This window comes from Brevibacillus sp. AF8, from assembly GCF_021270385.1.
Lineage (GTDB): Bacteria > Bacillota > Bacilli > Brevibacillales > Brevibacillaceae > Brevibacillus.
Map to the genome: position 1 here is coordinate 198,023 of NZ_JAGQDN010000001.1, position 12,488 is coordinate 210,510.

A 12,488-nucleotide genomic window follows, 5' to 3' on the forward strand; every position below is an offset into this window, starting at 1 on the left:
GGAGAATGATTTTGATCAGCAGCTATAAACAATTAAGCAGCAAGTATTTAAAGGGGAATATGAAACGAACGATTTTGACTTTGATCGGAATCATACTCTCTGTAGCGTTAATTTCGACAGTCGGCCTTTTTATGAAAGGATCACAACTATCCCAAATCGAGAACATCAAGAAGATAAACGGGTTTTCTTTTCATCTCGGTATTTCCAATTACGATGAAGCTCTATTAAACAAAATCAAATATAATCCCCAAATTGCTTCGTATGGTTTGATGTCTCAGGGCGGAATCGTTCCGGTTGGAGATGGAGATGTTTCTGTTCAAAAGAATTTCGCTGATCATAGCGCATTGGAGTTTTTAACCTACAGTCTCGCTGATGGCAGATTACCTGCCAATGAGCATGAAGCAGCTGTCGATTCATGGACGCTTCCTTTTTTGAAAAAGGGTCTTCAGATCGGCGATTCCTTAGAATTGGATGGTCAAACCTATCAACTGGTTGGTTTACTGGATAATCGGGCGTTCACTCAGAAAAATAAAGAGGGTCGTTTCCTAACCTATAAACATGATTTTGCTATCGGGGAGGGTAGGATCTTAGCCGAAATCAACGAGAAAGCGGACTTTAAAGAGGTAATAGATGAGATAAAATCACTGACGAAAGACGAGGATCTGGTTATCAATGAGGAATTGATCAAAGTTTTGAAACCAGGATCGAATCAATCGATTCTGGCCGTGCTCGTCATCGTTGTTAGTATTGTTGTGATCGCGACAGTTGTGGTGATTTACAACGCTTTTCAAATCAGCGTCGTAGAGCGGATGAAGCAGTTCGGGATGCTCCGAAGCATCGGTGCTACGCGAAAGCAAATTAGACAAATCGTGATGAGAGAAGCGGCTGTGCTGGCTGTCATCGCCATTCCGGTTGGACTTGTATGTAGCATATTGGCGGTCGCTGCTCTCCAATCCATTTTCTCGATCATTTTAGAAGAGGGTGCAGGTGTTTCGTTCTTTCATATCGATTGGTGGATTTTATTCATCAGTTCGATCATTACGCTGACGGCCGTACTAGCGTCCAGTTATTACCCAGCTTTTTTTGCGGGCAGAATATCCCCACTGCTGGCCATCAGCAGCAGGTTATCCATCAAAAAAGAAGCGATCAAAAAACATAAGAATAACGTGTTGAAAAAGCCGTTATCTTTTCCTTTGAGCCTAGCCTTGAAAAATGTCAAAAGAAATAAAAATCGTTATACCATCACGATTCTATCCATCATTATATCCAGCGTCTTGTTTATTACTTTCTCGTCAATGATGGATATGGCATTTGCATCCAAATATGTGAAGGACTTATCTGCGAAAACTGATCTATCCATCTACCTGAAACAAGATCATGATGATTCTTCAGCAGAAAGACAGCAAATTTTGGAGCTTTTGAAGTCAGTTGAAAATGTATCCGCAGTGAAGGAACAGGACCTCCATTTTGAAATCGAATTGAAGGATAAGACTCAATCTCTTGCAACTGTTGCTCACATCGAGGACTCTGTTGGAAAAAAACACGTCATTTCCATTGTAAATCACATCGATGAGAATAAAGTGAAGAAAGATTCGGAGCTCGTCATAAAAGTGCTGGTATACAGTTTTATCACAGTCATTTCTTTGATTGGCAGTCTCAATATCCTTAATACGATTACGATCAGCATCATCATCAGACGAAAAGAACTTGCTGCGTTAAAATCCATAGGCATGTCACAAAGGGATTTGAAAAAAATGATCATCTATGAAGCGCTGATTTACGGTTTTTCTGGAAGTTTGCAAGGGATCTTTTTCGGTTGTATACTGTCTTATATTATCTATTTGGCGGCTTCCGGTGTCTTGAGGGTCGAATGGACGATCCCCTACGAAGCTTGTCTCATTACGTTTGTTTCAGCTTTGATCATCAGCTTTTTATCTGTTCTATTGCCACTGAGAAAAATTCAAAAAGATAATCTTATCGATGTGATCAGGGAACAATGATAAAATGGGCCTGGCTATTTTATAGTCGGGCTTTTCGGATTGGTCAATGGCTGAACACTGGAATGAAAATGAGGAGAGGACAACCTTGCATAAAATATTGCTCGTGGAAGATGATGAGGCGCTTGGTCTAGCCATCGAATTCTCATTGAGAAATGAAGGCTATGAGGTAGTCAGAGCCTCTAGTGTAAAAGAAGCCAAACACCAGTTTGAACTTCAACCTTTTGATTTGGCGATCCTAGATGTCGGCCTTCCAGATGGAAACGGCTATGATTTATGTCTGCATTTCAAAAAACAAAACGATTCATCGGTTGTTATCTTCTTAACGGCCTTGGATGAGGAAGCAAATGTAGTAATGGGACTGGATATTGGCGGAGACGATTATATAACGAAACCATTCCGAGTCAAAGAATTCATGTCCAGAGTGAAAGTGCAATTGCGCAAACGTGGACGGTTGCAAACATCTTCTATCACTTTAGTATCTGAAAATATAAAAATGGATACGAACCTCGTCAAGGCTTATAAAAATCAGGAAAGCATTCCATTAACCAATCTTGAATACAAGCTTCTGCTTACTTTCATGATGAACGCCCATAAAGCACTAAAAAGAGATGATCTCTTGATGAAAGTATCGGAAGGAGAAGATGCTTTTTTTGATGAAAACACGCTTTCTGTATACATCAAGCGTCTAAGAGATAAAGTGGAAGATGACCCCAAAAATCCGCAGTTTATCGTCACCCAAAGAGGATTAGGCTATCGGTGGAATAAGGATGTGAGTAGCGAGTAAGATGATGAAGAATACCGAATTGAAAGGGTATATGACGATACTGGCCGTTCTGTTATCACTATTTACCATTCACCAGATTATTGCCCATCAACTGTTTTATGATGCTGTGAAAAGCGACTCCATTGCAACCTGGGGTGAAATTACGGCTAGATTGGTTGAACAAAATCCCGAGAATGAAGCGGAAATTATGAAGGTCTTAACAAATCACGCATCTAATTCAAATGAGTATCGGGAAAAAGGAAGAGAGCTCTTTAGACAGTATGGATTATATGAAGATTTGGAGTCAGAGCTTTTTCCCCTATTAAATAAACATATTTCCAGCCATAATCAATGGATTTATTGGGGATTGATTTGTTTCGGATTGATTCTGCTAGGCGCAAGCTATATGCAATTCAAGATGGTCTTCCATAAAATCAGACAACTTACTTCCGCAGCTAAAAAAATAATCGACGGGGACTACTCGGTAGTCATCAATGAAAATAAAGAAGGGGATCTTGCCAAACTAGCGGCTTCCTTTCGTTCCATGAAGGATATTATCCGAAAAAGCATGCAGGATCTTCTGGAAGAGAAAGAGTTTTTAGCACAAATTCTGCAAGATATCTCCCATCAATTAAAAACGCCTCTTTCCACGATATCCATATACAATGAAATGTTATTAAATGCAGAGCTGCCTCGTCAGCAGCAAGTTCAACTTTTGCAAAATAATGAAGTTCAAATCTCCAGAATGAATGTCTTAATTCAAAATTTGTTAAAAGTAGCGAAAATCGACGCCAGAGCTATTTCGTTTGTTAAAGAACCAGCCAATTTGGTGGAGACGATCGAGGAAGTTATAGACGGCTTGGCAAAGATGGTCATTGATAAGGATATAGCGATTGACTGGGATGCCCCCAAGGAAATCGTCGTTGTTCACGATAAACTATGGATGCAGGAAGCTTTGATGAACCTGCTGAAGAATGCGATCGAACATTCAAAACCCGGCAGTACAATCATCATTCACGTAAAAGATACGCCTATTTATACGGAGTTGGTGATTCAAGACTTTGGAGAAGGAATTGCAACTAAGGAATTGGCGCATATTTTTGATCGATTTTACAAAGCAACAGGTTCTAACAAGCATGATTCGACTGGGATTGGATTGGCGCTAGTCAAAGCCATTGTCGAAGCACATCGTGCCTTGATTAAAGTGGAGAGTGAGAAAGACAGCTTTACAAAATTTACGATTACTTTCATAAAGTTTTGATTACGCGTAACAAGCACTCCACGTGTGGATGGAGAGCCAGGGGTGGCTATATCGTAGCCGTTTTTGCTGTTATGGCTTTGGGTTTAGGGTCCAGAGTATTCGACGATGTGTTGCCTGTCTTTGTAGCTGAGCATTTTGGCGATGCATTATGGGCGTGCATGATCTACTTCGGCTTTCGTACTTGTTATACTTATAAAAAGATTTCTTTTTCACTGTGGTGTAGCCTCGCGTTTTGCTTTGCGATCGAAGGCAGCCAATTGTATCAGGCCGGTTGGATCATTTACCTACGGGAGACAACGCTTGGGGCATTGGTTTTAGGAAAAGGCTTTTTGACGGCGGATCTTGTGCGGTACACGGCGGGAGCAGCCATCGCTGCCTTGCTCGACCTAGCCTGGCCTTGGCGTAAGCGCTCCTGATTTTGGGCGGATGTACGACATACCAAAAAAATCTTCTAGGAGGGATCATGTTGCAGCAGCTCTTTACCGATATGATGAAACAGGACGTAAAGCCGTTCCTTTCTAAGCGTGGCTTCGCAAAGAAGGGTTTGAATTTCACTAAGAAAACCGAAAGCCTCATCTACATGTTCAACTTCCAAAAATCTGCTGGCAATGCAGCGGACCATGTAATGTTTTATGTGAACTGTGGTATTTATGCAGCGGAGTTGGCACAAATACAATCGAGAGAGATTCTAACAGCACCTCTAGAAGCGGAGTGTCACTTCAGAGCAAGAATGGGGGAGATTGTTGAGTCTGTACCAGATCGATTTTCAATCACTCCGGATACGAATATGGATGACGTAAGAAAAACACTTCTAAGTGGACTAGAAGAGGCGATTCATTTCTATGAAACGATGACCAGTGCCAGATCTATTGTGGATTATTACACTTCAGGGCCATTTTTACATCTGAGCGAAGAGAGCTTTCATTTGCTATTACAATCCAATGAAGTAGCAGCGGCTAAACATTATTGGAAGGCTTTGCAGGAAAAGTACGGAACAGAAAAGCGATGGACCATATTCGAGAATAAATACACGGCCATCTTCACTAAATATGGAGTGGAATTTGATAAGCGATAAAAACAGCGGTCAGTCTAAGACTCTATATGCAGGTCTTAGGTGGCCGTTGTCTCATTTAGTGGAGTTAGCACAAAACCAATTTTTGGCAAAATGGGCGAACGAGTTAGGCGTTAAATCCATAACGTAAAGTGTGTGAAAGCCAATGGAGGAGGGAATATATGTACGGGTGGTATCCGCAAGAGGGTTATTATCCAATTTCGGCGGGAGAAGGCAGACACTACAACGATTACGAATTACTGAGACACATTGCCAGATTAGAGCGACGTCTGGCGGAAGTACAAGAAGCCTTGTCAGCATGTACGAAAAAGAATGACGCATTAAAAAAGGATTTAGAAGTTGTCAGACAGCAAAGCACAGTGCAAACTCAGAATGATCAAACCTATCAACAACCAGCAGTAGATAAAGTAAATGTCAAATGCATAGCAGCGACAGGGACATCAGTAACCTTTGAAATATCGGGAAGAAGTTTAACATTTGATAGCGATTATTATGGGAAATATGTGGGCGATTATACCCCTGGAAAAGTATACGTAGCCATGGCGGATTATGGAGCGGGGCAAATCTATCTAACCATTAAGGATGATAATGAAATTTGGCATACCTTTAGATATTCACGAATCCAATCGTAATTGACAAGATGTGCTCATGAAAGTCGGCGGAAACAATAGAATGAGATTGCTCGCTTAGATTGATTCTTGTCGAGTGATATATCCAAGGATACTGACTGCGTGTTGCCAGAAAATGCTTATGTCACTCGACATTCTACTTACTTTGGAATTACTATGGAAGTAAATACTTATCTGAGTTAGGATAAACTGTATCAGAATGGTTGGATAAATTTTGTAATTTGTGGTAGAATTGATATGGAAATGAACGATTCAAAAAACTTCCTCCTTCCAGTTGTGCCTTACGAGCTGGCACAAGGCATTTTTCAATTCAATATTTAGATAAATTCCTAAATATCTAAAAATGACGTATGAAAGTAGGATCGATTGATTATGTCAATGAATTACGCATTTAAGGCACTCTCTGATCCCACAAGAAGAAAGATTCTTGACCTTTTGCGGGAGAAAGATATGACGGCTGGAGAAATTGCCGATCATTTTCAAATGACAAAGCCCAGCATCTCCCACCACCTCAGCTTGTTGAAACAGGCACAAATGGTTTACGACGAACGAAAAGGGCAAAACATTTACTACTCTCTGAATACGACCGTTTTTCAAGACTTATTAAAATGGTTTATACAATTCCATTAGAAAGTGAGGGAGTCACATGAATAAGTCCAATTTGTCTCTATTATTATTTGCCATCAGTGTAGTCATAAGTGTATTTTGCTATCCCTCCATGCCGGATCAGATGGTCATTCATTGGGGACCAAATGGTGAACCGAATGGTTTTGCGCCTAAGGTTGTGGGTGTAGCCTTCATTCCGGTTGTGATGCTGTTTCTCTTCGTGGCTGTTCGCAGTCAAAAACAGTATTACCAAAAGTTCCAAAGCAGTCACGATACAATCTTGCATACATTAATGATCGTACTTCTCGTCATCCATAGCGTGATAATCGCATATGGATATGGGTATATGTTAGATATTGGGATATTCGTAACCCTTATTTTGGGAATTCTCTTTATAACAATTGGGAATTTTATGCCTCGTTTTCGACATAACTATCTGATTGGGATACGCACGCCATGGTCACTCGCTAGTGAAGAGGTCTGGAAAAATACCCACCTACTGAGTTCCCGTGTGTTCTTCATCGGAGGAATTCTCATCATGCTCACCTCATTCTTACCAACAACCTTACATTACATCCTAATGTTGATCATTGTATTGGTGACAATTCTGATTTCGATCGCAAGCAGCCACTACTATTACAAAAAAACAGGAAGGAGAAAGTAAAATGAAAAACTTGAAAATAGCATTTCTGTTATCGTTGGTGAGCGCTATCGGTTTTATCGCAGCTATTCCCTATTTGCTGGCAATTGGCGGGGATGCATTAGCCCTGGTACCTCTCCCGATACCGGTTGCAATGGCAATTTTCGTCTTACAGGGAACCATCATGGCGTTTCTGTTTTCGTGGATTGGATTGACCTTCGCAACCAAGGTTGGTTTGGATGCCCCTGTCCTTCGGAAGTGGTTATATAAAACGGGTGGAGAGTCCTTTCATAAAAAGGGAATCATTCAAGCAGTCATCTTTGGATTTGCAGCAACGGGTCTGCTGCTCCTACTGGAATTCGCCGTTTTCCAACCATTACTACCAATCTTGGCAGAAAAAGCCCAAGACGTAGAAGTGTCGGTTTGGGCAGGCATCCTGACAGCCATTCAAGGTGGAGTATACGAGGAAGTCATGGTTCGTTTATTTATGATGACCATGATCGTGTGGATTTTGAGCAAGTTATTCGGACGTAAATCCTCCCCTAAGCCATGGATGTACTGGGCAGGCATCATTGGGGCAGCCCTTATATTTGGGCTTGGTCATCTCCCTGCGGCAAATGTTTATTTTGGTGAGATTACCCCGCTTTTGTTCATTCGCACGCTCGCCCTTAATGGGGTAGCAGGTATATTATACGGATACCTCTACTGGAAGCGCGGGCTGGAGTACGCAATGATTGCACACGCGATCGGGGATATCGTCCTTCATGGTTTCATTAAATAAGACCGTTTCCCTCACATTCCGTGTGAGTAGAAAACATACAATTTTTTAACATTTCGAGAGCTTAATCGAGTAAGCAGATCAAAAACTCCGTCGTAAGGTGGTTTTTGGTCTTCTTTCTGTTTGTTCAAAAAGCGGTATGAAAAACAAATTTTAATTTTTATGGAAATTTATTGAATACGGAAAAAATGAGGGGTAATATAGAGAATGGAATTTATTAGGAATGAGGGGGGCATGCCTTGCGTTTTCTAACGAATTTTTCTCTCAGAAATTCAACAGCTATCATTATTATGAGCCTGCTTATCGTAGTTAGTGGAATCATTGCCGCCATGTCTCTCAAGGTAGAGAACATGCCGGATATCACTTTCCCTGTGCTTCTAGTCAATACGACTTATCCGGATGCATCACCAGAAGATGTTCTCGATGATGTAACGAAGCCATTGGAACGTGAAGTTGGGCATGTAACGGGCGTTAAGGCAGTGGAGTCATACTCAAGCAACAATAGTTCCACGCTACAGGTTTACTTGGAGACCGGTTCAGATGTACAAGCTGTCAGGGACGAGCTGGAAAGAAGAATCTCCAGTATCGCGCTTCCCAGTAAAGTAAACAGACCGCAAGTAATGATTCAGGGCTTCAGCAATCAACCCGTCTATTATCTGTTCGTGACAGGACAGGATAAGGAGAGTGGACTCGATCATTTTGACAACGATGTAAAAGAAACCGTACTCAAAGAGTTAGAAGGCATTGAAAGTGTTGATAAAGTATCAACAATAGGCGGGCAATTCAAAGAAATGAAAATCCTGCCAAAGGTAGATGCCCTAAACTACTACGGAATCTCTCCGTTGCAGTTGAAACAGCTTTTACTTGACAATCACGTAGCCCTGCCTATCGGTTCGATCATCGAGGATGGGGAAGAGCGCATCATTCGCGTGGTGAGCCGTTACCTCACAGTGGAAGATATTCGTAACACCAAGATATTCCTCCCAAGTGACCCTAAAAATGGGCTTACCTACGTAAGACTTGGCGATATCGCTGAAATCAATTTTGATGAAGTCGTTAATTCGATCAGCCGCTATAACGGAAAGAATGGAATTAACATCAATATTTACAAAACGCGTGACGCCAATGCGGTAGAAACCGGTGATGCCATTAATGCAAAATTGTCCCTTTTGAAAGAAGAGTACCCGAACTTAACCTTTACCACGATTTATGATACTTCTGTCGATATCAAGAATTCGATTAACGGCATGCTCAAGGAAGGCTTGCTTGGAGCTATTATGGCTTCTGTAGTCATTTTGCTGTTTTTACGTCATGTAAAAGCGACCCTCATCGTCCTAGTCTCGATCCCAACATCCATCTTAGTAAGTCTGATTTTCATGTCCTGGATGGACATCACTCTCAATATGATCACACTGTTCGGGATGGCAGTGGCTGTAGGACGAGTCGTGGATGACAGTATCGTCGTTATCGAGAATATTTTCCGCCATTTGCAATTGAACAAAGAACGCAAGGAAAGCTTGATTCAAATCGCCACCCACGAAATGCTACATGCCATTACCTCATCGACTTTTACGACAACCGCCGTATTTTTACCCATTGTATTTGTGGGGGGGATGATCGGAGAAGTATTCCGCCCATTTGCACTAACCGTCGTCTGCTCGCTGTTTGCCTCACTATTAGTAGCCGTGACGATTGTTCCACTGTTAGCCAAGCTGATGATTTTAAAAGACCACAATATCAAGGAATATGAACATGGGAAAGGGTCTGACACGTACAGGAAGTTGCTTCAATGGTCACTCAACCGCAAGCCTGCTGTCGGATTTCTGTCACTCGTTCTATTTGTCGCAAGTCTAGCGCTTCTCCCGTATATGAAATACGGTTTGTTTCCTGATCCGGAAGCGAAGTACATATTCGCACAAGTAACGATGCCAAAAGGTACACAACTAGATGGACTCGATCAAACGGTTGCCCAGGTCGAAAGTAAATTGATGGAGCAGCCTGAAGTAGAGTACATAGAAATCAATCTTGGCTCTGAAAATGAAGCGGAAATACGCCAATCGAACCAAGCCCTCTTACTAATCAAAATAGGGCAAGATGTGAATCTCGACCAAACCATCAAAAAATTTGAGGGAATCGTCAAACCTATGATTCCACTAGGAACCGAAATGGCCTTGACGAAACCTGGTAGCAGCGATACCAACAAGTTCAAGGTGATTCTGTATGGACCAGATCTGGATCGTTTGAAAGAGGCAAGCGAAATTGTCAAATCAAACTTGAAAGTAAGTCCGCTGTTGACCAACGTGAAGGACAATCTGAATGATTTCAAAAATGAAGTTGTCATCAAAGTCGATAGAGACAAAGCCTCGGAACTGGGCGTTTCCCCTGTACAGGTGGCTCAAGAAGTCAACCTCCTGGTCTCGGATACCCGAATTGGCAAGATCAAAGTCGACGACAAAGACTATAGTCTCTTCTTTGGACTCAGTGAAAACCATGCGAAATCGTTAGAGGAACTGAATAATATCTACATCCAAACGCCAAGCAAGCAACAAGTTCGTTTGGTGGACTTTGCCGAGATTGACCAAGAAAAAGTTCAATCACAAATCATGCGCAAGGACGAAAAACAATTCGTGCAAATTACAGCAGATATCACGAGCGACAACAAAGGTGGTGCGAGTAATTTCCTGTTTGCGATGTTGCAAGCGGAAAAATTGCCTGCTGGAGTTACATTGTCATCTGAAGGTGTCTCAAGTGACATGGAAAAAAGCTTTAAAGATATGCTTTTAGCCATTGGTGCAGCGATTTTTATCGTCTACATCGTCATGCTCATCACTTTTGGCAATGCTACAGCTCCGCTCGCGATTCTACTGTCCCTGCCACTTGCTGTGATCGGCGGATTATTTGGTCTGTTCATTTCGGATACCGTTCTCGATATAACGGCACTTATCGGCTTTTTGATGCTGGTCGGAATCGTTGTTACCAATGCAATTGTGTATGTGGACAATATCCAGCAGCGAAGACTGGAAGGGACTTCTATGCGTGAGGCAGTTGTCGAAGCTGGCGTTACCCGCGTACGACCCATTATTATGACGGCTGTTGCGACAGTCAGTGCGCTCTTGCCACTTTACCTCGGCTTTTCTGAAGGGGCCTTGATGACTAAAAGCTTGGCGATTGTGGTCATTGGTGGACTCGTTACTTCGACGATCCTGACCTTGTTCGTGGTTCCTATCGGGTATGAATTGCTGTATCGGATCAAAAAAGAGTTTTTTGCCCCTGATACCAAAGAAGCGGAGATCGAGCCAAGTGAAGATATGTTCATTTCCGTACTGAGAAGTTTACGCGATATGAAAAAGTCTGGGTAAGGCAGAGGGAGGAGTTTACTTAATATGAAGAAGACGAAGCTAATCAGCTCAGGCGTGGCATGTCTTTTAGGCTTGACAATACTGTCGGGATGCAATTCACAATCCGTAGACAATACCAATTCAAAAGAAGGAAGAACACCAACCGAAAGCCAGTCCGGCACTGAGGTTGAAACCATTAAAGTGGAGAATTCCGTTGATGTTCAAGTAGAGGAAGTCATAGAAGGAGAACTCAAAGACTCTGACAGGTTGCTTGCAGAGGTATTCGCTAACACGGATGTGAGTATTTACGGCAAAACTACCGGAACCGTCTCTCAAATCCTGGTAAAGAAAGGGGATACAGTAAAAAAAGGACAAGTCATCGGAAAGCTGGATCAAACCGAAGCGCAATTGAAACTGCGCCAAGCTGAGGCAGCATTAGCAGTCGCCAACGCAAATCTTGAGCATTCCAACAAAATGGGGACGTCTGGCGAATTGGCTAACAGTCAACTGAAGCAGGCGGAGCAAACCTATGCGAGTGTCAAGCGTACGATGGAACAAGGATTGACGCTCGCGCAGGCAAATTACAACCGCTCTAAAAAGCTGTTTGAACAGAAAGCTTTGTCCAAAGGTGAGCTTGAGAATGCGGAAAACGCGTATCTGCAAGCAAAAAACCAGTATCAAAGCCAGCTGGATCAGGCGCAAACCGCTTTGATTACTGCACGGTCACAAGTGAATACAGCCGATAAAAATGGACGAGTCACGCAAGCAAATGTGCAACAAGGAAAGGTTGAAGTGGATATTTCTAGGAATGCATTGGAAAACACACTGATCAAATCAACAATTGACGGCATTATTACCGATATCCAAGTCCAAGAAGGCGATACAATCAACCCGCAAAAGCCTATTGCAACGGTAATTAACCTTGACCCGATGATTGTGAAGGTGAATGTGTCTGAAAAAGCGTTGGCAAGCTTTCAAAAAGGAACACAGCTAAATTTGCAGGTTCCGTCTCAAAATATCAAGGTCAAGGGCAGTATTACCTACGTGGGACTAAAGGCTTCTGACCAATCCAAGCTTTTCCCCGTGGAAATAGAAGTGCCAAATCCAAAAGGCACGTTACTACCCGGAATGAAGGCAGAAGTCTCTTCAATCAATGGACAAGCAGGGATTCTCATACCAACAGATGCGATCCTCGAGCGAAATGGGAAATCGGTAGCCTACGTCGTGAATGGAGAAAGAGTAGCTGAGAAGGAAATCTCGATTGCTTCGAAAGGAACGGAGAAGACACTAATCAGCTCTGGAGTGAAACCTGGAGACAAGGTAGTTATCAAGGGGCAATCACAATTAAAAGATAATGCAAAGATTCGCATTGTTCCCTAAGTAATAGCGAGGAGGATACCT

The 12,488-nt window shown here is 42.3% G+C and carries 11 protein-coding genes; all 11 read left to right on the top strand.

Annotation, left to right across the window (positions count from 1 at the left end; translation table 11 throughout):
* The first annotated feature begins 11 nt into the window (after nt 1-11).
* The 11 genes from KB186_RS00730 to KB186_RS00780 all read left to right on the top strand — a co-directional run bounded on the left by KB186_RS00730 (nt 12) and on the right by KB186_RS00780 (nt 12,467).
* Nucleotides 12-2,000, top strand: coding sequence for an ABC transporter permease (locus KB186_RS00730; RefSeq protein ID WP_232772895.1), 1,989 nt, complete (start codon nt 12-14; stop codon nt 1,998-2,000).
* 85 nt (nt 2,001-2,085) lie between these two features.
* Nucleotides 2,086-2,784: a response regulator transcription factor gene (locus KB186_RS00735; protein WP_217367011.1), complete on the top strand. Its 699-nt coding sequence runs from the start codon at nt 2,086-2,088 to the stop codon at nt 2,782-2,784.
* Nucleotides 2,785-2,788: 4 nt separating this feature from the next.
* Nucleotides 2,789-4,024 carry a HAMP domain-containing sensor histidine kinase gene (locus KB186_RS00740; protein ID WP_173609819.1) on the top strand — a complete coding sequence of 412 codons (1,236 nt, stop codon included), beginning with the start codon at nt 2,789-2,791 and terminating at the stop codon, nt 4,022-4,024.
* A 71-nt stretch (nt 4,025-4,095) separates the two neighbouring features.
* Nucleotides 4,096-4,440 (top strand): ribosomal maturation YjgA family protein, encoded by a 345-nt coding sequence (locus KB186_RS00745; protein WP_173609165.1) that lies wholly within the window; start codon nt 4,096-4,098, stop codon nt 4,438-4,440.
* A 47-nt stretch (nt 4,441-4,487) separates the two neighbouring features.
* On the top strand, nt 4,488-5,099 hold the full coding sequence (locus KB186_RS00750) for a DUF4304 domain-containing protein (protein ID WP_232772896.1): 612 nt from the start codon (nt 4,488-4,490) through the stop codon (nt 5,097-5,099).
* A gap of 158 nt (nt 5,100-5,257) precedes the next feature.
* Nucleotides 5,258-5,728 carry a hypothetical protein gene (locus tag KB186_RS00755; RefSeq protein ID WP_173609163.1) on the top strand — a complete coding sequence of 157 codons (471 nt, stop codon included), beginning with the start codon at nt 5,258-5,260 and terminating at the stop codon, nt 5,726-5,728.
* Between the two features lie 369 nt (nt 5,729-6,097).
* Nucleotides 6,098-6,355 (top strand): autorepressor SdpR family transcription factor, encoded by a 258-nt coding sequence (locus KB186_RS00760; protein WP_007729097.1) that lies wholly within the window; start codon nt 6,098-6,100, stop codon nt 6,353-6,355.
* Nucleotides 6,356-6,371: 16 nt separating this feature from the next.
* The gene (locus KB186_RS00765; protein WP_232772897.1) at nt 6,372-6,995 is read left to right on the top strand and encodes an SdpI family protein; all 624 of its coding nucleotides are present in this window, start codon (nt 6,372-6,374) and stop codon (nt 6,993-6,995) included.
* 1 nt (nt 6,996) lies between these two features.
* Nucleotides 6,997-7,752 carry a CPBP family intramembrane glutamic endopeptidase gene (locus KB186_RS00770; RefSeq protein ID WP_173609161.1) on the top strand — a complete coding sequence of 252 codons (756 nt, stop codon included), beginning with the start codon at nt 6,997-6,999 and terminating at the stop codon, nt 7,750-7,752.
* 236 nt (nt 7,753-7,988) lie between these two features.
* Nucleotides 7,989-11,108 carry an efflux RND transporter permease subunit gene (locus tag KB186_RS00775; RefSeq protein ID WP_232772898.1) on the top strand — a complete coding sequence of 1,040 codons (3,120 nt, stop codon included), beginning with the start codon at nt 7,989-7,991 and terminating at the stop codon, nt 11,106-11,108.
* A 24-nt stretch (nt 11,109-11,132) separates the two neighbouring features.
* On the top strand, nt 11,133-12,467 hold the full coding sequence (locus KB186_RS00780) for an efflux RND transporter periplasmic adaptor subunit (protein ID WP_232772899.1): 1,335 nt from the start codon (nt 11,133-11,135) through the stop codon (nt 12,465-12,467).
* The last annotated feature ends 21 nt before the right edge of the window (nt 12,468-12,488 follow it).

Excerpts from the sequence above, each read along its gene's own strand:
- KB186_RS00740 (WP_173609819.1), top strand. The coding sequence starts at position 2,789 with ATGAAGAATACCGAATTGAAAGGGTATATGACGATACTGGCCGTTCTG.
- KB186_RS00745 (WP_173609165.1), top strand. The coding sequence starts at position 4,096 with ATGGCTTTGGGTTTAGGGTCCAGAGTATTCGACGATGTGTTGCCTGTC.
- KB186_RS00750 (WP_232772896.1), top strand. The coding sequence starts at position 4,488 with ATGTTGCAGCAGCTCTTTACCGATATGATGAAACAGGACGTAAAGCCG.
- KB186_RS00755 (WP_173609163.1), top strand. The coding sequence starts at position 5,258 with ATGTACGGGTGGTATCCGCAAGAGGGTTATTATCCAATTTCGGCGGGA.
- KB186_RS00760 (WP_007729097.1), top strand. The coding sequence starts at position 6,098 with ATGTCAATGAATTACGCATTTAAGGCACTCTCTGATCCCACAAGAAGA.
- KB186_RS00765 (WP_232772897.1), top strand. The coding sequence starts at position 6,372 with ATGAATAAGTCCAATTTGTCTCTATTATTATTTGCCATCAGTGTAGTC.
- KB186_RS00770 (WP_173609161.1), top strand. The coding sequence starts at position 6,997 with ATGAAAAACTTGAAAATAGCATTTCTGTTATCGTTGGTGAGCGCTATC.
- KB186_RS00780 (WP_232772899.1), top strand. The coding sequence starts at position 11,133 with ATGAAGAAGACGAAGCTAATCAGCTCAGGCGTGGCATGTCTTTTAGGC.